Below are 21,336 nucleotides of genomic sequence, written 5' to 3' on the forward strand. Positions count from 1 at the left end.
GGCACGATTGGTCACGTTGACCATGGCAAGACGTCTCTGACGGCAGCGATCACGAAGTTTTTCGGTGATTTCAAGGCCTATGATCAGATCGACGCAGCGCCTGAAGAAAAGGCTCGCGGTATCACGATTTCGACGTCGCACGTCGAGTACGAAACCGCCAACCGTCACTACGCACACGTCGACTGCCCTGGTCACGCTGACTATGTGAAGAACATGATCACCGGTGCTGCCCAGATGGACGGTGCGATCCTGGTTGTTTCGGCCGCTGACGGCCCGATGCCGCAGACCCGTGAGCACATCCTGCTCGCCCGTCAGGTTGGCGTTCCGGCAATCGTGGTGTTCCTGAACAAGTGCGACCAGGTTGACGACGCAGAACTGCTCGAACTGGTTGAACTGGAAGTTCGTGAACTTCTGTCGAAGTACGACTTCCCGGGCGATGAAACCCCGATCGTCAAGGGCTCGGCTCTTGCTGCTCTGGAAGATTCCTCGAAGGAACTGGGTGAAGACGCTGTTCGCGCTCTGATGGCCGCTGTTGACGACTACATTCCGACCCCGGAACGTCCGATCGACCAGCCGTTCCTGATGCCGATCGAAGACGTTTTCTCGATCTCGGGCCGTGGTACGGTTGTGACGGGTCGCGTTGAGCGCGGTATCGTCAAGGTTGGTGAAGAAGTTGAAATCGTCGGCATCAAGGCGACGACGAAGACGACGGTTACCGGCGTTGAAATGTTCCGCAAGCTGCTCGATCAGGGCCAGGCTGGCGACAACATCGGCGCGCTGATCCGCGGCGTTGGCCGTGAAGACGTTGAGCGCGGCCAGGTTCTCTGCAAGCCGGGTTCGGTTAAGCCGCACACCAAGTTCAAGGCAGAAGCCTATATTCTGACCAAGGACGAAGGTGGCCGTCATACGCCGTTCTTCACGAACTATCGTCCGCAGTTCTACTTCCGCACGACGGACGTGACCGGTGTTGTCACGCTGCCGGAAGGTACGGAAATGGTTATGCCTGGCGACAACGTTACCGTTGACGTCACCCTGATCGTCCCGATCGCCATGGAAGAGAAGCTCCGCTTCGCTATCCGTGAAGGTGGCCGCACCGTCGGTGCAGGCATCGTCGCTTCGATCATCGAGTAATGATTTCGACCGGCAGTTATACTGCCGGTCATTTCTCCGGCTTTAATTAAGACTTGAAGCCGATCCCGCAGGGGATTAGAGAGTCTTTCCAGACGCTCCGGCGTCGATAGGGGTATAGCTCAGTTGGTAGAGCGACGGTCTCCAAAACCGTAGGTCGCGGGTTCGAACCCTGCTGCCCCTGCCATTTTATAACGGGCGCTCATGGCTTGACTATGGGTGCCCGTTTTCTATATGATTAGTTAGGCGGCAATTTAAGTCGCATAGGAGCGCTACGTGTCCTTTCGGGTGCACAAGGCGCTCTAATCTATTGAATCTATGCGTCGTGCTTCCTGAAAATCATTTCTGATTTCTGGGCCGATGTAGTGGTTTTTCGATGGTGGCGCTGGCTTTGGTGTGGCGACGCAGTCGAAGATGATAATTCCCTGCGGGATTTGTTGGCCGGGCAGGGGAGGATCGCCGCCGCACGATTGGATGGTGCGCCGAGTGATATTCGCAAGGATCGGGGTTCCGATAAGCCTGTATGGTATTCTTTTAACCTTTGGGCTTGTTTTTTTCGGGAATCGATTCTATGTAGCGTCAACAGACACGCGGCGCGTGGGGCTGAATTTTCAGCTTTGCGTGCCGTATACGCGTGACTTCAGGCTTCTGATTCGTTTCGACGAGGTGGGGTTTGGGGGTAGCGCCGGATCAATGACAGAGCGGCAGATGGCATCCAAAACGAATCCGATCACCTTTTTTCAGCAGGTTCGCGCCGAAACGGCGAAGGTGACCTGGCCGACACGGCGTGAAACGGTCATCTCCACCATTATGGTGGTGATCATGGCGTTTCTGGCTGCTGCGTTCTTTTTTCTTGCCGACCAGCTTATGGCCTATGGCGTAGAATTTATTCTCGGCCTTGGTCGATAAGTTAGGATTGGGGAGTTTTTAGATGACGGCGCGCTGGTACATCGTTCACGCCTATTCCAATTTCGAAAAGAAGGTCGCCGAGGATATCGAGATCAAGGCGAAGCAGAAGGGTCTGTCCGAGCTGATCGAGCAGATCGTTGTGCCGACCGAGAAGATCGTTGAAGTGCGCCGCGGCCGCAAGGTTGATGCAGAGCGCAAGTTCTTCCCTGGTTACGTGCTGGTTCGTGCAACCCTCACGGATGCCGTCTTTTCGCTTATTAAGAACACCCCGAAAGTCACTGGTTTCCTTGGTGATTCCAAGCCGGTTCCGGTTTCTCAGAAGGAAGTCGACCAGATTCTGAGCCAGGTTCAGGATGGTGTCGAGCGTCCGAAGACTTCGGTATCCTTTGAGATCGGTGAAAACGTTCGTGTTTCCGACGGTCCGTTTGCTTCGTTCAACGGCATCGTTCAGGAAGTTGACGAAGAGCGTGCGCGACTCAAGGTTGAGGTTTCCATCTTCGGGCGCGCAACGCCTGTGGATCTGGAATACGGTCAGGTCGACAAGCTCTGATCGTTTTGCCCGCGAGGGCATTCACCACGGCCGGATTCCGGGTGGGGTGAAGATGGTGGAAGGGAAGCGGCTTAGCCGGTCGTCAATCTCGAACCACCGAACTGCCCGCCAGTCGAACTGGCGTCAGTCGAGAGCCGGATCTTCCGGCATTAATCGAGAAAGCCGGATTTCCGGCAAAGTAAAAAAGGCAGAAAGCAATGGCTAAGAAAATTGCAGGCCAGCTCAAGCTCCAGGTAGCGGCAGGTGCGGCCAATCCGTCGCCCCCTATCGGTCCGGCCCTGGGTCAGCGCGGCATCAACATCATGGAATTCTGCAAGGCGTTCAACGCTGCCTCGCAGGAAATGGAAAAGGGTTCGCCGATTCCAGTTGTGATCACCTATTACCAGGACAAGTCTTTCACTTTTGTGATGAAGACCCCTCCGGTAACCTACTTCCTCAAGAAGGCTGCTAACCTCAAGTCCGGTTCGAAGACCCCGGGCAAGGCAAGCGCCGGCACGATCACCCGCGACAAGGTTCGCACGATCGCTGAAGCGAAGATGAAGGATCTGAACGCCGCTGACGTTGAAGCAGCGATGCGCATGATCGAAGGTTCTGCCCGTTCGATGGGCCTGGAAGTGGTGGGCTGAGACGATGGCGAAGATTTCCAAGCGCATTAACAAGATCCGTGAAGGCGTCGATCGTAACAAGCTGTACGATCTGTCGGCCGCTATCGGCCTCGTCAAGGAACGTGCTGTCGCCAAGTTCGATGAAACCATCGAAATCGCGATGAACCTCGGCGTCGACCCACGCCACGCTGACCAGATGGTCCGCGGCGTTGTCAATCTGCCGAACGGTACCGGTCGTACGGTTCGCGTTGCTGTTTTCGCTCGCGGCGACAAGGCTGAAGAAGCCAAGAAGGCTGGCGCTGACATCGTTGGTGCGGAAGAACTGTTCGAAATCGTCAATGGCGGCAAGATCGACTTCGATCGCTGCATTGCAACCCCGGACATGATGCCGCTCGTTGGTCGTCTCGGTAAGGTTCTTGGTCCGCGTGGCATGATGCCGAACCCGAAGGTTGGTACCGTCACCACCGACGTTGCAGCCGCTGTTGCTGCTTCCAAGGGCGGTGCAGTCGAATTCCGCGTTGAGAAGGCTGGTATCATCCATGCCGGTATCGGCAAGGTTTCCTTCGACAATGCCAAGCTCGAAGAAAACATCAAGGCTTTCGCTGACGCCGTCATCAAGGCAAAGCCGTCGGCTGCCAAGGGCGAATACGTCAAGCGCGTGTCGATTTCCTCGACCATGGGCGTTGGCGTCAAGGTCGATCCGGCAACCGTCAAGGTTGTCGCCTAAGTTATCCGGGCTCCGGTTTTCCGGAGCCTGGCCTTTCCTTTAAGGGAAGGCGCATCGGCGGCACGCCGGGAATGCGAGAGCAGACCGAAGTGCAAAAATTCCGGATCGCAAGATCCGGATAGCCGGATGAAAGTCCGGTTATCCTGTCCGAGATTGCAGGCGGAGCATCATCTTCGGGTGATTTTCCTTAAACATAAAGCCTGCATGAGACGTGGAATAACCCTGTTTCGCACGAATGTGCATGCAAGGTTTGAACCGTAGTTGCCTTTGGGCGAAGCCTGCGAGCAGGTGGAGCTGAAGGGGACAGGATCCTCGAACGTCGGGCTGACTGTGAAGTTCGTCCGGCAAAGGCAACCCGGCAGGGCCATGTGGTCCTGTCAACTGGAGAGAGACAGTGGATAGAGCGGAAAAGCGCGAATTTGTCGCGTGGCTGAACGGCGCTTTCAAAGAGTCCGGTTCGGTCGTCGTGGCCCACTATACCGGTCTCACCGTTGCGCAAATGAGCGATCTTCGCTTGAAGATGCGTGATGCAGGTGGGTCCGTTAAAGTCGCGAAAAACCGCCTTGCCAAAATCGCTCTTCAGGGCACGGAATCGGAAGGTATTGCTGACCTGTTTACGGGTCAGACGGTCGTTGCTTACGCAAACGATCCAATTACCGCTCCGAAAGTAGCCGTCGAATTCGCCAAGACTAACGACAAGCTCGTTATCCTCGGCGGTGCAATGGGTGCAACGACGCTTAACGCCGATGGCGTCAAGTCGCTTGCTTCGCTCCCGTCGCTCGACGAACTGCGCGCAAAGCTGGTTGGAATGATCCAGACCCCGGCCCAGCGTCTTGCAGTACTTACCAGCGCTCCGGCGGGCCAGATCGCCCGCGTTATCGGCGCGCACGCCCGGAAGAACGAGGCGGCTTAAGGCCGTTTCTCGCTGTCAACAGTTCAAACCTTTATAATAGGAAGTACAAAAATGGCTGATCTCGCAAAGATCGTTGAAGACCTTTCGGCCCTGACCGTTCTGGAAGCTGCTGAGCTGTCCAAGCTTCTCGAAGAGAAGTGGGGCGTTTCGGCTGCCGCTCCTGTAGCCGTTGCTGCTGCAGGCGCTGCTCCGGCTGCTGCTGCTGAAGAAAAGACCGAATTCGACGTCGTCCTCGCTGACGGCGGCGCAAACAAGATCAACGTGATCAAGGAAGTTCGCGCGATCACCGGTCTTGGCCTCAAGGAAGCTAAGGACCTTGTTGAAGCTGCTCCTAAGGCAGTTAAGGAAGGCGCTTCGAAGGACGAAGCTGAGAAGATCAAGGCACAGCTCGAAGCTGCTGGCGCCAAGGTCGAACTCAAGTAAGTTCGGACTGTTCTGGCGGATGGTTTCCATCCGCCAGTTTCCGCCGCTTTTTTCGGCGGATCGGATAACTGGAACCCTTTTTCTGAACGCCGGATTGGCTTTCAGAAAACGGGTTTTAGCCCGTTAGAAGGACCGCCGAAAGGCGGCGCATGATAAAGGCCGCAAGGCGTGAGCAAGCCGTAAGGCTATAGAACGAGGAGCGACGATGGCTCAGACCCATTCATTCAATGGTCGCAAGCGCGTACGCAAATTTTTCGGCAAGATCCCAGAGGTCGCCGAGATGCCGAACCTTATCGAGGTTCAAAAGGCATCTTACGACCAGTTCCTTATGGTTGAAGAACCATCCGGTGGGCGTTCTGACGAGGGTTTGCAGGCGGTTTTCAAGTCTGTTTTCCCAATTCAGGATTTCTCCGGCTCTTCAATGCTCGAATTCGTTCGTTACGAATTCGACGCACCAAAATTCGACGTTGACGAATGCCGTCAGCGCGACTTGACGTATTCGGCGCCACTCAAGGTGACGCTGCGTCTTATCGTGTTCGATATTGACGAAGATACTGGCGCGAAGTCGATCAAGGACATCAAGGAGCAAGATGTCTACATGGGCGATATGCCGCTCATGACAGACAACGGTACCTTCATCGTCAACGGCACCGAGCGCGTGATCGTTTCGCAGATGCACCGTTCGCCGGGCGTCTTCTTCGATCATGACAAGGGCAAGACCCATTCTTCGGGCAAGCTCCTGTTCGCGGCTCGCGTCATTCCTTATCGCGGTTCCTGGCTCGACATCGAGTTCGATTCCAAGGACATCGTCTTTGCGCGTATCGACCGCCGCCGCAAGCTGCCGGCGACGACGCTGCTTATGGCGCTTGGCATGGACGGCGAAGACATTCTGTCGACGTTCTACAACACCGTCACCTATACGCGCGACGGCGACAACTGGCGCATTCCGTATTCGGCTGACCGCTTCAAGGGCATGAAGATCATCTCCGATCTCATTGATGCGGATACCGGTGAAGTCGTTCTCGAAGCTGGCAAGAAGCTGACCGCCCGTTCGGCCAAGCAGCTTGCTGAAAAGGGCCTCAAGGCCATCAAGGCGACGGAAGACGATCTGTTCGGTTCTTATCTTGCGGAAGATGTCGTCAATTACGCAACCGGCGAGATCTACCTCGAAGCCGGTGACGAAATCGACGAGAAGGTCCTCAAGACGCTTATCGATACAGGCGAGACGGAAATCAACGTTCTCGATATCGACCATGTCAATATTGGTGCGTATATCCGTAACACGCTGGCTGCCGACAAGAACGAAAGCCGTCAGGAAGCCCTGTTCGACATCTATCGCGTCATGCGTCCGGGCGAGCCGCCTACGATGGATTCTGCTGAAGCGATGTTCAATTCGCTGTTCTTCGACGCTGAGCGCTACGACCTTTCGGCGGTCGGTCGCGTCAAGATGAACATGCGTCTGGATCTCGATGCGGAAGACACCGTGCGCGTTCTGCGCAAGGAAGACATCTTGGCTGTGGTCAAGATGCTGGTCGAACTGCGCGATGGCCGTGGCGAAATCGACGATATCGATAACCTCGGTAACCGTCGTGTCCGTTCGGTCGGCGAGCTGATGGAAAATCAGTACCGCGTCGGTCTGCTTCGCATGGAGCGCGCGATCAAGGAACGTATGTCCTCGATCGAAATCGACACGGTCATGCCGCAGGATCTGATCAATGCGAAGCCGGCTGCTGCAGCCGTGCGCGAGTTCTTCGGTTCTTCGCAGCTCTCGCAGTTCATGGATCAGACCAACCCGCTTTCGGAAATCACCCACAAGCGCCGTCTTTCGGCTCTTGGACCCGGTGGTCTGACCCGTGAGCGCGCTGGCTTCGAAGTCCGCGACGTGCATCCGACCCATTATGGCCGTATCTGCCCGATTGAAACGCCGGAAGGCCCGAATATCGGTCTGATCAACTCGCTTGCTACCTTTGCCCGCGTCAACAAGTACGGCTTCATCGAAAGCCCGTACCGCAAAGTTGTCGACGGCAAGGTGACGAACGACGTTGTCTATCTGTCGGCCATGGAAGAAGCAAAGCACTCGGTTGCGCAGGCAAACGTAGAGCTGGACGAGCAGGGCGGTTTCGTTGACGAATTCGTCATCTGCCGTCATGCAGGCGAAGTGATGATGGCGCCGCGTGAAAACGTGGATCTGATGGACGTGTCGCCGAAGCAGCTTGTTTCGGTTGCTGCGGCTCTTATTCCGTTCCTCGAAAACGACGACGCCAACCGCGCTCTCATGGGCTCGAACATGCAGCGTCAGGCTGTGCCGCTCGTTCGCGCTGAAGCGCCGTTCGTCGGTACGGGTATGGAAGCAGTCGTTGCGCGTGACTCCGGTGCCGCTATTGCTGCCCGCCGTGGCGGCGTGGTCGATCAGGTTGACGCGACGCGTATCGTTATCCGTGCGACCGAAGATCTCGATCCGTCCAAGTCGGGCGTTGACATTTATCGCCTGATGAAGTTCCAGCGTTCGAACCAGAACACCTGTATCAATCAGCGTCCGCTCGTGCGCGTTGGCGATCCCATCCAGAAGGGTGACATCATCGCTGACGGTCCGTCGACGGATCTGGGCGATCTGGCTCTCGGCCGTAACGTGCTCGTCGCGTTCATGCCGTGGAACGGCTACAACTACGAAGATTCGATCCTTCTTTCCGAGAAGATCGTTTCGGACGACGTGTTCACCTCGATCCACATCGAGGAATTCGAAGTTGCCGCTCGTGACACCAAGCTTGGACCTGAGGAAATCACCCGCGACATTCCGAACGTTTCGGAAGAAGCGCTGAAGAACCTCGACGAAGCCGGTATCGTGTACATCGGTGCTGAAGTGCATCCTGGCGACATTCTCGTCGGCAAGATCACGCCGAAGGGCGAAAGCCCGATGACGCCGGAAGAGAAGCTTCTGCGCGCCATCTTCGGTGAAAAGGCATCGGACGTCCGTGACACCTCCATGCGCATGCCGCCCGGAACTTACGGTACGGTTGTGGAAGTTCGCGTTTTCAATCGCCACGGCGTTGAAAAGGACGAGCGCGCCATGGCTATCGAGCGTGAAGAAATCGAGCGTCTGGCCAAGGACCGTGACGACGAGCAGGCTATCCTGGACCGCAACGTCTACGGCCGTCTCGCCGACATGATCGATGGCAAGGTTGCCGCTGCCGGCCCTAAGGGCTTCAAGAAGGGCACGACGATCAGCCGCGAACTCATGACCGAGTATCCGCGTTCGCAATGGTGGCAGTTTGCCAGTGAAGACGAAAAGCTTCAGGGCGAGCTGGAAGCTCTGCGTGGCCAGTACGACGAATCCAAGAAGCTGCTCGAAGCACGCTTCATGGACAAGGTCGAAAAGGTACAGCGCGGCGACGAGATGCCTCCAGGCGTCATGAAGATGGTCAAGGTCTTTGTCGCTGTGAAGCGCAAGATCCAGCCAGGCGACAAGATGGCTGGCCGTCACGGCAACAAGGGTGTGGTTTCCCGCATTCTGCCGGTCGAGGACATGCCGTTCCTCGAAGACGGTACGCATGCTGACATCGTGCTGAACCCGCTTGGCGTTCCGAGCCGTATGAATGTGGGCCAGATTCTGGAAACCCACCTCGGCTGGGCATGCGCAGGCATGGGCAAGAAGATCGGTGAGCTCATCGACGTTTACCGCAAGACGGCCAATATCGAGCCGCTGCGCGAAACGCTGGAGCACATCTATCCGGACAACGACCGCAATGAACCGGTACGGTCTTATGATGACGATTCCGTCCTCATGCTGGCCAACCAGGTGAAGCGCGGCGTGTCGATCGCAACGCCGGTCTTCGACGGTGCCGTCGAAGCCGACATCAATGCGATGCTGACGGATGCCGGTCTTGCGACCTCGGGTCAGTCGACGCTGTATGATGGACGTACGGGTGAGCCGTTCGACCGTCAGGTGACCATGGGCTACATCTATATGTTGAAGCTCCACCACCTGGTCGACGACAAGATTCACGCCCGTTCGATCGGACCTTACTCGCTCGTTACGCAGCAGCCTCTGGGCGGCAAGGCCCAGTTCGGTGGCCAGCGCTTCGGCGAAATGGAGGTCTGGGCTCTGGAAGCATATGGTGCGGCTTACACGCTGCAGGAAATGCTGACAGTCAAGTCGGACGACGTGGCAGGCCGTACCAAGGTCTACGAAGCGATCGTGCGCGGCGACGACACGTTCGAAGCGGGCATTCCGGAGAGCTTCAACGTTCTCGTCAAGGAAATGCGTTCGCTCGGCCTCAATGTCGAGCTGGACGATACACGCGACGAACAGCAACAGGCTTTGCCTGACGCAGCGGAATAAAGCTCAAGGGCGCGCCACGGTATTGCCGCGGCGCGCCTCTATAATCGTTTTCAGGACACTGCGGGACACGGTTCCGTACCGGAAACGAGAATACGGCAAGCCAGTTCAAAACTGCGTAGTACCGCGATTTCTTTTCAGGATGGCAAGGATTTTCAGCTTGTCATCGACGACACAGGGCGACGGATCGCCCTCAAGGAGAACGGCATGAACCAAGAGGTCATGAATCTTTTCAATCCTCAGGCTCCGGCACAGACGTTCGATTCCATCAGAATCTCGATTGCCAGCCCTGAGAAGATTCTGTCCTGGTCATACGGCGAGATCAAGAAGCCGGAGACGATCAATTACCGCACGTTCAAGCCAGAACGCGATGGTCTCTTCTGCGCGCGCATCTTCGGCCCGATCAAGGACTATGAATGCTTGTGCGGCAAGTACAAGCGCATGAAATACAAAGGCATCATCTGCGAAAAGTGCGGTGTGGAAGTCACGCTCTCGCGCGTTCGTCGCGAGCGCATGGGCCATATCGAACTCGCAGCTCCGGTTGCTCACATCTGGTTCCTGAAGTCGCTGCCGAGCCGTATCGGCACGCTCCTGGACATGACGCTCAAGGATATCGAGCGCGTCCTGTACTTCGAAAACTACATCGTGACCGAACCGGGCCTGACCTCCCTGAAGGAGCATCAGCTTCTTTCGGAAGAGGAATATATGATCGCCGTCGATGAATTCGGCGAAGATCAGTTCACGGCTCTTATCGGTGCAGAAGCTATCTACGAGCTGCTGGCTTCGATGGAACTCGCAAAGATTGCCGCTGATCTGCGCGTCGATCTTGCCGAGACCACTTCGGACCTGAAGCAGAAGAAGCTGATGAAGCGTCTGAAGATCGTCGAAAACTTTCTGGAGTCGGGAAACCGCCCGGAATGGATGATCATGAAGATCGTTCCGGTCATTCCGCCGGATTTGCGTCCGCTCGTGCCGCTGGACGGCGGTCGTTTCGCGACGTCGGATCTGAACGATCTGTACCGCCGCGTCATCAACCGTAACAACCGTCTGAAGCGCCTGATCGAACTGCGTGCTCCTGGCATCATCATCCGTAACGAAAAGCGCATGCTGCAGGAAGCTGTGGACGCGCTGTTCGATAACGGTCGTCGCGGCCGCGTCATCACCGGCGCCAACAAGCGTCCGCTGAAGTCGCTGTCCGACATGCTCAAGGGCAAGCAGGGCCGCTTCCGTCAGAACCTGCTCGGCAAGCGCGTCGACTATTCCGGACGTTCGGTTATCGTGACCGGTCCGGAACTCAAGCTGCACCAGTGCGGTCTGCCGAAGAAGATGGCGCTCGAACTGTTCAAGCCATTCATCTACGCCCGTCTTGACGCCAAGGGTTATTCCTCGACCGTCAAGCAGGCGAAGAAGCTTGTTGAAAAGGAGCGTCCGGAAGTCTGGGATATCCTCGATGAAGTGATCCGTGAGCATCCGGTTCTTTTGAACCGCGCTCCGACGCTACACCGTCTTGGCATCCAGGCCTTCGAACCCACCCTGATCGAAGGCAAGGCAATCCAGTTGCATCCGCTCGTTTGTACGGCGTTCAACGCCGACTTCGACGGTGACCAGATGGCTGTTCACGTTCCGCTGTCGCTTGAAGCCCAGCTTGAAGCACGCGTGCTGATGATGTCGACCAACAACATCCTGCACCCGGCAAACGGCGCACCGATCATCGTTCCTTCGCAGGACATGGTTCTCGGCCTCTATTATCTGTCCATCGTGGCAGACAAGGAGCCGGGCGAGGGCATGATGTTTGCCGATATGGGCGAGCTTCAGCATGCGCTGGAAACCAAGGTCGTTACGCTGCACACCAAGATCAAGGGCCGTTTCAAGACGGTTGATGCCGAAGGCAATCCTGTGTCGAAGATTTACGACACGACGCCTGGCCGCATGATCACGGGTGAACTGCTGCCGAAAAATGCCATGGTGCCGTTCGACATCTGCAATCAGGAGATGACCAAGAAGAACATCTCCAAGATGATCGACCACGTCTACCGCCATTGCGGCCAGAAAGAGACGGTTATCTTCTGCGATCGCATCATGCAGCTCGGCTTTGCCCATGCCTGCCGTGCGGGTATCTCGTTCGGCAAGGATGACATGGTCATTCCGGACACCAAGGCGAAGATCGTTGCGGATACTGAAGCGCTCACGACCGAATACGAACAGCAGTACAATGACGGCCTGATCACTCAGGGCGAAAAGTACAACAAGGTCGTCGACGCCTGGGGCAAGGCAACCGACAAGATCACCGAAGAGATGATGGCGCGCCTGAAGGCCGTCGAATTCGATCCGGTGACCGGTCGCCAGAAGCAGATGAACTCGGTCTACATGATGTCGCATTCGGGTGCCCGTGGTTCGGTCAACCAGATGCGTCAGCTTGGCGGTATGCGCGGCCTGATGGCCAAGCCGTCGGGTGAAATCATCGAAACCCCGATCATCTCGAACTTCAAGGAAGGCCTGACCGTTAACGAGTACTTCAACTCGACCCACGGTGCCCGTAAGGGTCTGGCAGACACCGCCTTGAAGACGGCCAACTCGGGCTACCTGACCCGTCGTCTCGTCGACGTTGCACAGGATGCGATCATTTCGGAAGTCGATTGTGGCGCCGAAATCGGTCTCACCATGCAGCCGATCGTCGATGCCGGCCAGATCGTGGCTTCGATCGGTCAGCGCGTTCTGGGCCGTACGGCTCTCGATCCGATCCTGCATCCGGCAACCGGCGAAGTCATCGTCGAAGCTGGCCGCATGATTGAGGAGAAGGACGTCGAGATCATCGAGAAGGCTGGTATCCAGTCGATCCGCATCCGCTCGGCACTGACTTGCGAAACCCGCAACGGCGTTTGCGCCAAGTGCTACGGTCGCGACCTCGCACGCGGTACTCCGGTCAACCAGGGCGAAGCTGTCGGCGTTATCGCTGCTCAGTCGATCGGCGAGCCGGGCACTCAGCTCACCATGCGTACCTTCCACTTGGGCGGTACTGCACAGGTTGTTGACAGCTCGTACCTCGAAGCCTCGTACGAAGGTACCGTCAAGCTGCGTAACCGCAATGTGGTTCGCAACTCCGATGGCAACCTCGTGGTCATGGGTCGTAACATGGCCGTCCTGATCCTCGACAATACGGGCAAGGAACGTGCGGTCCATCGCGTGACCTACGGTTCGCGTCTGTTTGTGGACGAGGCCGACACGGTCAAACGCGGTCAACGTATTGCCGAGTGGGATCCGTACACCCGTCCGATCATGACGGAAGTCGAAGGTTACGTGGCGTTCGAAGATCTCGTCGACGGTCTTTCGGTTTCGGAATCGGCCGACGAGTCGACCGGTATCACCAAGCGTGTCGTTATCGACTGGCGTTCCACCCCGCGCGGTTCGGATCTCAAGCCTGCCATGGTCATCAAGGACAAGGCCGGCAAGATCCTCAAGCTGTCCAAGGGTGGTGACGCTCGCTTCATGCTCTCGGTGGAAACGATCCTCTCGGTCGAACCGGGCGCACACGTGAAGGCTGGTGATGTTATCGCCCGTCTGCCGATGGAAAGCGCCAAGACCAAGGACATCACCGGTGGTCTGCCGCGCGTTGCGGAACTGTTCGAAGCACGTCGTCCGAAGGACCATGCCGTCATCGCAGAGATCGATGGCACCGTTCGTTTCGGTCGCGACTACAAGAACAAGCGTCGCATCATCATCGAGCCGAACGACGACACGATCGAGCCGGTCGAGTACCTCATTCCGAAGGGCAAGCCGTTCCATCTTCAGGACGGTGACGTCATCGAAAAGGGTGAGTACATCCTCGACGGCAACCCGGCACCGCACGACATTCTGGCGATCAAGGGCGTCGAGGCTCTGGCTTCGTACCTCGTGAACGAAATCCAGGAAGTCTATCGTTTGCAGGGCGTTTTGATCAACGACAAGCACATCGAAGTGATTGTCCGTCAGATGCTTCAGAAGGTCGAGATCACCGAATCCGGCGATACCGGTTACATCACCGGCGATCACGTGGATCGTATCGAGCTCGACGAGATCAACGAACGTCTGGTCGAAGAAGGCAAGAAGCCGGGTTCCGGCAATCCTGTCCTGCTCGGTATCACCAAGGCTTCGTTGCAGACTCCGTCCTTCATCTCGGCTGCGTCGTTCCAGGAAACGACCCGCGTGCTTACGGAAGCTGCGGTTGCCGGCAAGATGGACACGTTGCAGGGTCTCAAGGAAAACGTCATCGTCGGCCGTCTTATCCCGGCCGGTACTGGCGGCATGACCAACCAGATCCGTCGTATTGCAACAGCTCGCGACGAACTGATCATCGATGAGCGCCGCAAGTCTTCCGGTTCCAAGGAAGCCAATGCGATGCTGGTGGACATGACCAACAACGCTGCCGAGTAATCGGTAGATATGAAATCGAAAAAAGCCGCCTTTCGAGGCGGCCTTTTTGTTTGGGTGATTTCGGCGGCGAGCCTGGATATGTAGCAAAAGAAAAAGGCGCATCCCGTTTTCAGGATGCGCCTTTTGTTTTGAGTATTTCCCGCAGAACAGATTCGCAGTTTTGCTGAAAATGCTTTTGCTAAGCCTTACTCTTCTTCTTCGTCGCCGTCGAACTCGATCAACGCGACTTCGCCGCTCAGTGCGGTGGCCCATGCACTTTTATGCGGCTCTTCGGCAGGCTCTTCGGTGAGGGTGCCCATCTCGAGAAGTTCTGCTTCGTGATAGCCTTCTTCGGCGAGAATGGCGAGTACGGTCTGAACGAGATCTTCATCTTCGTCCGTCTTCATAAGCAAATGCACTTCGACGGGAGATTCTTCACCTTCGTTCCAGACGTCTGCGATGATCAGGTGGACGGTTGGCGAATCGTCGCCAGTGGATGTGGTAGTGGAAGACATTGAAAATCCCTTAATATTGGGTTGCGTTTCGACTCGGATGTGTTTCAATAACGGCTCCGGGGCACCAAAGCCATGCTGCCACGTGAAAATGACGGTTCTGATCGCGAAATATGTGCGATTATGCGCCGATTGCAGCGCAATAACCTGCCCGGCGGAGGGCAAAACGCCGGTTTCCGGCCCGTTGCCGAAGAAACTTGGCTCAACTCCCTTGACGTAACGCTGCTAAAGACGTATCAGCAGCTCATCTGAGCCGATGTGAGGCAGGCTTGTTCGGGACGACGCGTCCTGAAGTTCGTCTCAAACAGGGTTCGTTTTACGATCGAAATGCAACTTGCCGTTCGCATGAAGCGTCAGCTTCCTCTGCTTTTGTTCGGGGTAGTCACCGGTTGTCGTGACTTGTCCCGAATTTGTGCATCAGCATGGCGGTGAAACGGCCCGTAAGGGCGTGGATACGAGATTTTTTATAGAGGAAGGTTGTATGCCAACCGTAAACCAGCTTATCCGCAAGCCGCGCACTGCGCCGGTAAAGCGCAATAAGGTTCCTGCACTGCAGGCAAACCCTCAGAAGCGCGGCGTTTGCACCCGCGTTTATACGACGACCCCGAAGAAGCCAAACTCGGCTCTCCGTAAGGTTGCCAAGGTTCGTCTGACGAACGGCTTCGAAGTCATCGGTTATATCCCTGGTGAAGGGCATAACCTGCAGGAGCACTCGGTCGTCATGATCCGCGGCGGTCGCGTAAAGGACTTGCCGGGTGTGCGTTACCACATCATCCGCGGCGTTCTCGATACCCAGGGTGTCAAGAACCGCAAGCAGCGCCGTTCGAAGTACGGTGCAAAGCGTCCGAAGTAAGATTTTCCGGGGATACCGGCCGCCAGAGGGCGAGCTGAGCCCGATGTAATTGAAAGAAGAGACGAAATGTCCAGACGCCATAAGGCTGAGAAGCGTGAGATCAATCCGGATCCGAAGTTCGGTGATCTCGTTATCACGAAGTTCATGAATGCAGTCATGCTTCATGGCAAGAAGTCGGTTGCTGAAAGCATCGTTTACGGTGCGCTCGATTCAATCGAAGCCAAGGCAAAGTCCGAGCCGGTCGCGCTGTTCCATCAGGCGCTCGACAACGTAGCTCCGCACGTCGAAGTCCGTTCGCGCCGCGTTGGCGGTGCAACCTATCAGGTTCCGGTCGATGTGCGTCCAGAACGCCGCCAGGCACTTGCCATTCGCTGGCTCATCAATGCTGCTCGTGGTCGTAACGAGACGACGATGATCGATCGTCTTTCCGGCGAGCTGCTTGACGCTGCTAACAACCGTGGTTCTGCTGTGAAGAAGCGTGAAGACACGCACCGCATGGCTGAAGCCAACCGCGCCTTCTCGCATTACCGCTGGTAATCGTCGAAACCTATTCAAAGAGCGACTATCATGGCCCGCGAATACAAAATCGAAGACTACCGCAATTTCGGTATCATGGCTCACATCGACGCCGGTAAGACGACGATGACCGAGCGTATTCTGTTCTACACCGGTAAGAACCACAAGATCGGCGAGACCCACGACGGTGCGTCGACCATGGACTGGATGGAGCAGGAACAGGAACGCGGTATCACCATCACGTCCGCTGCCACGACCACGTTCTGGCAGGGTCAGGATGGCAAGAAGCGCCGTTTCAACATCATCGACACGCCGGGCCACGTCGACTTCACCATTGAAGTTGAGCGTTCGCTCCGCGTTCTCGACGGCGCAATTGCACTGCTCGACGCCAATGCTGGCGTTGAGCCTCAGACCGAAACCGTATGGCGTCAGGCTGAAAAGTACCACGTCCCGCGTATGGTCTTCGTCAACAAGATGGACAAGATCGGTGCCGATTTCTACCGTTGCGTAGAAATGGTCGGCTCGCGTCTTGGCGCAGTAGCGCTTCCGGTTCAGTTGCCGATCGGCGCTGAAAACGAGTTCGAAGGCGTCATTGACCTGATCGAAATGAAGGCTCTGACCTGGGATGGCACGATCGGCGCGGCTGCGACCGTTGGTGAAATTCCTGAGCACCTCAAGGATCAGGCTGAAGAATACCGCGAAAAGCTCATCGAGCTGGCTGTGGAAATCGATGAAGCTGCCATGGAAGCTTATCTCGAAGGTACTATGCCTACGAATGAGCAGCTCCGTGCATTGATCCGTAAGGGCACCATCGAGGTTAAGTTCCATCCGATCCTTTGCGGTACGGCATTTAAGAACCGTGGCATTCAGCCGCTTCTCGACGCTGTTGTGGATTTCCTTCCGGCTCCGACCGATGTGCCTGCCATCAAGGGCATCGACGTCAAGACGGAAACCGAAACCACCCGTGAATCTTCGGATGAAGCACCGCTTTCGATGCTTGCATTCAAGATCATGAACGATCCGTTCGTTGGTTCGCTGACCTTCGCTCGTATCTATTCGGGCAAGCTGACCAAGGGCATTTCGCTCGAAAACACCGTCAAGGGCAAGCGTGAGCGCATCGGCCGTATGCTGCAGATGCACTCCAACAGCCGTGAAGACATCGAAGAAGCTTTCGCAGGCGACATCGTTGCTCTGGCTGGCCTCAAGGAAACCACCACTGGCGATACGCTCTGCGATCCGCTGAAGCCGGTTATCCTTGAACGCATGGAATTCCCGGATCCGGTTATCGAAATCGCTATCGAGCCGAAGACCAAGGCCGACCAGGAAAAGATGGGCATCGCGCTCAATCGTCTGGCTGCCGAAGATCCTTCGTTCCGCGTCAAGTCGGACGAAGAATCCGGTCAGACCATCATCGCCGGCATGGGCGAACTTCACCTCGACATTCTCGTCGATCGCATGAAGCGCGAATTCAAGGTTGAAGCAAATATCGGTGCTCCGCAGGTTGCTTACCGTGAATCGATCACCCGTAAGGCTGAAATCGATTACACCCACAAGAAGCAGTCGGGTGGTTCGGGTCAGTTCGCTCGTGTGAAGATCATCTTCGAACCGCATGACGGCGACGATTTCATCTTCGAATCGAAGATCGTCGGTGGCTCGGTGCCGAAGGAATACATTCCAGGTGTTCAGAAGGGTATCGAAAGCGTCATGGGTGCAGGCCCGCTGGCTGGCTTCCCGATGCTCGGCGTTAAGGCCACTCTGATCGACGGCGCATATCATGACGTTGACTCGTCTGTTCTCGCCTTCGAAATCGCGTCCCGTGCAGCGTTCCGTGAAGGTGCGCAGAAGGCTGGCGCTCAACTCCTCGAGCCGATCATGAAGGTCGAGGTTGTTACGCCGGAAGATTACGTTGGTGACGTTATCGGCGATCTGAACTCGCGTCGCGGTCAGATTTCCGGCACCGAAGCCCGCGGCATCGCCACGGTCGTCAATGCAAACGTTCCGCTCGCCAACATGTTTGGCTACGTGAATAGCTTGCGTTCGATGTCCCAGGGCCGTGCACAGTACACGATGCAGTTCGACCATTATGAGCCGGTTCCGACGGCGGTCGCACAGGAAATCCAGAAGAAGTTTGCGTGATCGGAGCGCATGTCTCCCGGAAGTGGATATCGGTTCCGGGAGAAAGACATGCGTAATCTGAAGATCACGCTCCCAATCAAAAGAATGCCTGAGCAGGCTAAATTTACGGAGAGCTCAAATGGCAAAGAGTAAGTTTGAACGTACGAAGCCCCACGTTAATATCGGCACGATTGGTCACGTTGACCATGGCAAGACGTCTCTGACGGCAGCGATCACGAAGTTTTTCGGTGATTTCAAGGCCTATGATCAGATCGACGCAGCGCCTGAAGAAAAGGCTCGCGGTATCACGATTTCGACGTCGCACGTCGAGTACGAAACCGCCAACCGTCACTACGCACACGTCGACTGCCCTGGTCACGCTGACTATGTGAAGAACATGATCACCGGTGCTGCCCAGATGGACGGTGCGATCCTGGTTGTTTCGGCCGCTGACGGCCCGATGCCGCAGACCCGTGAGCACATCCTGCTCGCCCGTCAGGTTGGCGTTCCGGCAATCGTGGTGTTCCTGAACAAGTGCGACCAGGTTGACGACGCAGAACTGCTCGAACTGGTTGAACTGGAAGTTCGTGAACTTCTGTCGAAGTACGACTTCCCGGGCGATGAAACCCCGATCGTCAAGGGCTCGGCTCTTGCTGCTCTGGAAGATTCCTCGAAGGAACTGGGTGAAGACGCTGTTCGCGCTCTGATGGCCGCTGTTGACGACTACATTCCGACCCCGGAACGTCCGATCGACCAGCCGTTCCTGATGCCGATCGAAGACGTTTTCTCGATCTCGGGCCGTGGTACGGTTGTGACGGGTCGCGTTGAGCGCGGTATCGTCAAGGTTGGTGAAGAAGTTGAAATCGTCGGCATCAAGGCGACGACGAAGACGACGGTTACCGGCGTTGAAATGTTCCGCAAGCTGCTCGATCAGGGCCAGGCTGGCGACAACATCGGCGCGCTGATCCGCGGCGTTGGCCGTGAAGACGTTGAGCGCGGCCAGGTTCTCTGCAAGCCGGGTTCGGTTAAGCCGCACACCAAGTTCAAGGCAGAAGCCTATATTCTGACCAAGGACGAAGGTGGCCGTCATACGCCGTTCTTCACGAACTATCGTCCGCAGTTCTACTTCCGCACGACGGACGTGACCGGTGTTGTCACGCTGCCGGAAGGTACGGAAATGGTTATGCCTGGCGACAACGTTACCGTTGACGTCACCCTGATCGTCCCGATCGCCATGGAAGAGAAGCTCCGCTTCGCTATCCGTGAAGGTGGCCGCACCGTCGGTGCAGGCATCGTCGCTTCGATCATCGAGTAATGAAGGTTTGTGCTGGAACGCTCGCTCCAGAGCGAGCGTTTCCGCGTAACAAGGAACAGATGAAATGAACGGTCAAAACATCCGCATTCGCCTTAAGGCGTTTGATCATCGGATCCTTGACGCTTCGACGCGGGAAATCGTGTCGACTGCCAAGCGTACCGGTGCAAATGTGCGCGGACCGATCCCGCTTCCAACGCGGATCGAGAAGTTCACGGTTAACCGGTCGCCGCACATCGACAAGAAGAGCCGCGAACAGTTTGAGATGCGTACGCACAAGCGTCTTCTCGATATCGTAGACCCAACCCCGCAGACTGTAGATGCTTTGATGAAGCTCGATCTGTCTGCAGGTGTTGATGTCGAAATCAAGCTTTAATCGGCTTGAGGACGGAAGGAACGAACCCGATGCGTTCAGGTGTTATTGCACAGAAGCTGGGCATGACCCGCGTCTATAACGACGCCGGCGAGCATGTGCCGGTGACGGTTCTCCGCATGGAGAATTGCCACGTGGTAGCTCAGCGTACAGTTGAAAAGAACGGTTACACGGCTGTTCAGCTTGGCGTTGGTATTGCCAAGGTAAAGAACACGTCCAAGGCTATGCGCGGTCATTTCGCGAAGGCCGAGGTCGAGCCGAAGGCGAAGGTCGCGGAATTCCGCGTTTCGCCGGACAACCTCCTCGAAGTCGGCGCTGAAATCACCGCCGAACACTTCGTCGCCGGCCAGAAGGTCGACGTGACGGGTACTTCGATCGGTAAAGGCTTTGCCGGTGTTATGAAGCGTCATAACTTCGCCGGTCATCGCGCTTCCCACGGTAACTCCATTACCCACCGCGCTCACGGCTCGACCGGTCAGCGTCAGGACCCGGGTAAGGTGTTCAAGGGCAAGAAGATGGCTGGTCACATGGGCCAGACCCGCGTAACCACGCAGAATATTGAAGTTGTCTCGACGGACACTGATCGCGGCCTCATTCTGGTTCGCGGTGCGGTTCCGGGCTCCAAGGGTGCCTGGATCATCGTGCGCGACGCGGTCAAGGTCTCGCTGCCTGAGAACGCGCCGAAGCCGGCCGCTCTGCGTGCAGGTGCTGCGAAGGCTGAAGCTGTCGCGACTGAGGGAGCCGAATAATGGATCTCACGATTACCACTCTTGAAGGCAAGGATGCCGGCAAGGTCAAGCTGAACGAAGAAATCTTCGGCCTCGACCCGCGTGACGACATTCTTCAGCGCGTTGTGCGCTGGCAGTTGGCTCGCCGCCAGCAGGGCTCCCATAAGGCACAGGGTCGTGGCGATGTAAGCCGCACCGGCGCCAAGATGTACAAGCAGAAGGGTACGGGCCGTGCTCGTCACCATTCGGCTCGCGCACCGCAGTTCCGCGGCGGTGGTCAGGCTCACGGACCAGTTATCCGTTCGCACGACCACGACCTGCCGAAGAAGGTTCGTGCTCTTGGCCTGCGTCATGCCTTGTCCGCAAAGGCTAAGGCATCCGACCTGATCATCATCGATGATCTGGCAGCAACGGAAGCCAAGACGAAGCAGCTTGTTTCGCAGTTCGCCAAGCTCGGTCTTGAAAATGCACTCCTCATCGGCGGTGCGGAGATTGATGTGAACTTCCAGCGCGCGGCTTCGAACATCCCGAACATCGACGTTCTGCCAGTGCAGGGCATCAATGTTTACGACATCCTTCGCCGCGGCAAGCTCGTTCTTTCCAAGGCGGCTGTCGAGGCACTTGAGGAGCGTTTCAAATGACTGATCTTCGCCATTACGACGTGATCGTCAGCCCGGTTATCACCGAGAAGTCCACCATGGTTTCCGAACATAACCAGGTTGTCTTCAACGTAGCCCGCAAGGCAACGAAGCCGGAAATCAAGGCTGCAGTCGAAGCGCTGTTCGGCGTCAAGGTTACCGCAGTCAACACTGCAGTGCGCAAGGGTAAGGTTAAGCGGTTCCGCGGCCTTATCGGGCGCCAGAGCGACGTCAAGAAAGCGATCGTTACTTTGGCCGAAGGCCAGAGCATCGACGTTTCGACCGGTCTCTGAGAGGCCATGGAGTAAG

At 56.6% G+C, this 21,336-nt stretch carries 18 protein-coding genes and 1 tRNA gene; 18 read left to right on the forward strand and 1 reads right to left on the reverse strand.

All coding sequences use genetic code 11. The features are described 5' to 3' along the window. The 10 genes from tuf (ACYSN1_RS00005) to rpoC all read left to right on the forward strand — a co-directional run. On the forward strand, positions 1-1,131 hold a 1,131-nt coding region (gene tuf / locus ACYSN1_RS00005; protein WP_461723898.1), incomplete at its 5' end, for an elongation factor Tu. Between the two features lie 108 nt (positions 1,132-1,239). Continuing rightward, positions 1,240-1,315: transfer RNA gene (locus tag ACYSN1_RS00010), tRNA-Trp, on the forward strand. Between the two features lie 521 nt (positions 1,316-1,836). After that, a complete protein-coding gene (gene secE, locus ACYSN1_RS00015) occupies positions 1,837-2,037 on the forward strand; it encodes a preprotein translocase subunit SecE (protein ID WP_002964376.1) in 201 nt (66 codons plus the stop codon). Between the two features lie 22 nt (positions 2,038-2,059). Further along, positions 2,060-2,587 (forward strand): transcription termination/antitermination protein NusG, encoded by a 528-nt coding sequence (gene nusG / locus ACYSN1_RS00020; protein ID WP_105542097.1) that lies wholly within the window; start codon positions 2,060-2,062, stop codon positions 2,585-2,587. Between the two features lie 197 nt (positions 2,588-2,784). Beyond that, complete coding sequence (rplK, locus tag ACYSN1_RS00025; protein WP_151660072.1) at positions 2,785-3,213, forward strand: 50S ribosomal protein L11; 429 nt, start codon at positions 2,785-2,787, stop codon at positions 3,211-3,213. A gap of 4 nt (positions 3,214-3,217) precedes the next feature. Beyond that, complete coding sequence (rplA, locus tag ACYSN1_RS00030; protein ID WP_461723899.1) at positions 3,218-3,919, forward strand: 50S ribosomal protein L1; 702 nt, start codon at positions 3,218-3,220, stop codon at positions 3,917-3,919. A gap of 394 nt (positions 3,920-4,313) precedes the next feature. After that, positions 4,314-4,832, forward strand: coding sequence for a 50S ribosomal protein L10 (rplJ, locus tag ACYSN1_RS00035; RefSeq protein ID WP_461723900.1), 519 nt, complete (start codon positions 4,314-4,316; stop codon positions 4,830-4,832). Positions 4,833-4,883: 51 nt separating this feature from the next. After that, a complete protein-coding gene (gene rplL, locus ACYSN1_RS00040; RefSeq protein ID WP_140023361.1) occupies positions 4,884-5,255 on the forward strand; it encodes a 50S ribosomal protein L7/L12 in 372 nt (123 codons plus the stop codon). Between the two features lie 205 nt (positions 5,256-5,460). Then, entirely contained in the window at positions 5,461-9,594 is a 4,134-nt protein-coding gene (gene rpoB, locus ACYSN1_RS00045) for a DNA-directed RNA polymerase subunit beta (RefSeq protein WP_461723901.1), read from the forward strand. Positions 9,595-9,798: 204 nt separating this feature from the next. Further along, positions 9,799-14,001 carry a DNA-directed RNA polymerase subunit beta' gene (gene rpoC, locus ACYSN1_RS00050; protein ID WP_461723902.1) on the forward strand — a complete coding sequence of 1,401 codons (4,203 nt, stop codon included), beginning with the start codon at positions 9,799-9,801 and terminating at the stop codon, positions 13,999-14,001. Between the two features lie 185 nt (positions 14,002-14,186). Here the strand turns inward: rpoC and ACYSN1_RS00055 are convergent, their stop codons facing one another. After that, positions 14,187-14,495, reverse strand: coding sequence for a hypothetical protein (locus ACYSN1_RS00055; protein WP_461723903.1), 309 nt, complete (start codon positions 14,493-14,495; stop codon positions 14,187-14,189). Between the two features lie 478 nt (positions 14,496-14,973). Here ACYSN1_RS00055 and rpsL point away from each other — a divergent pair, with 478 nt between their 5' ends. The 8 genes from rpsL to ACYSN1_RS00095 all read left to right on the forward strand — a co-directional run bounded on the left by rpsL (position 14,974) and on the right by ACYSN1_RS00095 (position 21,320). Beyond that, the gene (rpsL, locus tag ACYSN1_RS00060) at positions 14,974-15,345 is read left to right on the forward strand and encodes a 30S ribosomal protein S12 (RefSeq protein WP_002964366.1); all 372 of its coding nucleotides are present in this window, start codon (positions 14,974-14,976) and stop codon (positions 15,343-15,345) included. A 66-nt stretch (positions 15,346-15,411) separates the two neighbouring features. After that, positions 15,412-15,882, forward strand: coding sequence for a 30S ribosomal protein S7 (gene rpsG / locus ACYSN1_RS00065; protein ID WP_105542090.1), 471 nt, complete (start codon positions 15,412-15,414; stop codon positions 15,880-15,882). A 30-nt stretch (positions 15,883-15,912) separates the two neighbouring features. Beyond that, positions 15,913-17,997: an elongation factor G gene (fusA, locus tag ACYSN1_RS00070; protein WP_461723904.1), complete on the forward strand. Its 2,085-nt coding sequence runs from the start codon at positions 15,913-15,915 to the stop codon at positions 17,995-17,997. A gap of 118 nt (positions 17,998-18,115) precedes the next feature. Continuing rightward, on the forward strand, positions 18,116-19,291 hold the full coding sequence (tuf, locus tag ACYSN1_RS00075) for an elongation factor Tu (RefSeq protein WP_461723905.1): 1,176 nt from the start codon (positions 18,116-18,118) through the stop codon (positions 19,289-19,291). 64 nt (positions 19,292-19,355) lie between these two features. Then, complete coding sequence (gene rpsJ, locus ACYSN1_RS00080; protein ID WP_002964363.1) at positions 19,356-19,664, forward strand: 30S ribosomal protein S10; 309 nt, start codon at positions 19,356-19,358, stop codon at positions 19,662-19,664. 29 nt (positions 19,665-19,693) lie between these two features. Further along, a complete protein-coding gene (gene rplC / locus ACYSN1_RS00085) occupies positions 19,694-20,410 on the forward strand; it encodes a 50S ribosomal protein L3 (protein WP_461723906.1) in 717 nt (238 codons plus the stop codon). Beyond that, positions 20,410-21,030 (forward strand): 50S ribosomal protein L4, encoded by a 621-nt coding sequence (gene rplD / locus ACYSN1_RS00090; protein WP_461723907.1) that lies wholly within the window; start codon positions 20,410-20,412, stop codon positions 21,028-21,030. Before rplC ends, rplD begins: the two co-directional genes overlap by 1 nt. Next, on the forward strand, positions 21,027-21,320 hold the full coding sequence (locus ACYSN1_RS00095) for a 50S ribosomal protein L23 (protein ID WP_006467028.1): 294 nt from the start codon (positions 21,027-21,029) through the stop codon (positions 21,318-21,320). The genes rplD and ACYSN1_RS00095 overlap by 4 nt, the downstream gene beginning before the upstream one ends. Positions 21,321-21,336 lie beyond the last annotated feature (16 nt).

Source organism: Brucella sp. LJL56 (assembly GCF_054871705.1).

Excerpts from the sequence above, each read along its gene's own strand:
- secE (WP_002964376.1), top strand. The coding sequence starts at position 1,837 with ATGGCATCCAAAACGAATCCGATCACCTTTTTTCAGCAGGTTCGCGCC.
- nusG (WP_105542097.1), top strand. The coding sequence starts at position 2,060 with ATGACGGCGCGCTGGTACATCGTTCACGCCTATTCCAATTTCGAAAAG.
- rplK (WP_151660072.1), top strand. The coding sequence starts at position 2,785 with ATGGCTAAGAAAATTGCAGGCCAGCTCAAGCTCCAGGTAGCGGCAGGT.
- rplA (WP_461723899.1), top strand. The coding sequence starts at position 3,218 with ATGGCGAAGATTTCCAAGCGCATTAACAAGATCCGTGAAGGCGTCGAT.
- rplL (WP_140023361.1), top strand. The coding sequence starts at position 4,884 with ATGGCTGATCTCGCAAAGATCGTTGAAGACCTTTCGGCCCTGACCGTT.
- rpoB (WP_461723901.1), top strand. The coding sequence starts at position 5,461 with ATGGCTCAGACCCATTCATTCAATGGTCGCAAGCGCGTACGCAAATTT.
- rpoC (WP_461723902.1), top strand. The coding sequence starts at position 9,799 with ATGAACCAAGAGGTCATGAATCTTTTCAATCCTCAGGCTCCGGCACAG.
- ACYSN1_RS00055 (WP_461723903.1), bottom strand. The coding sequence starts at position 14,495 with ATGTCTTCCACTACCACATCCACTGGCGACGATTCGCCAACCGTCCAC.
- rpsL (WP_002964366.1), top strand. The coding sequence starts at position 14,974 with ATGCCAACCGTAAACCAGCTTATCCGCAAGCCGCGCACTGCGCCGGTA.
- rpsG (WP_105542090.1), top strand. The coding sequence starts at position 15,412 with ATGTCCAGACGCCATAAGGCTGAGAAGCGTGAGATCAATCCGGATCCG.
- fusA (WP_461723904.1), top strand. The coding sequence starts at position 15,913 with ATGGCCCGCGAATACAAAATCGAAGACTACCGCAATTTCGGTATCATG.
- tuf (WP_461723905.1), top strand. The coding sequence starts at position 18,116 with ATGGCAAAGAGTAAGTTTGAACGTACGAAGCCCCACGTTAATATCGGC.
- rpsJ (WP_002964363.1), top strand. The coding sequence starts at position 19,356 with ATGAACGGTCAAAACATCCGCATTCGCCTTAAGGCGTTTGATCATCGG.
- rplC (WP_461723906.1), top strand. The coding sequence starts at position 19,694 with ATGCGTTCAGGTGTTATTGCACAGAAGCTGGGCATGACCCGCGTCTAT.
- rplD (WP_461723907.1), top strand. The coding sequence starts at position 20,410 with ATGGATCTCACGATTACCACTCTTGAAGGCAAGGATGCCGGCAAGGTC.
- ACYSN1_RS00095 (WP_006467028.1), top strand. The coding sequence starts at position 21,027 with ATGACTGATCTTCGCCATTACGACGTGATCGTCAGCCCGGTTATCACC.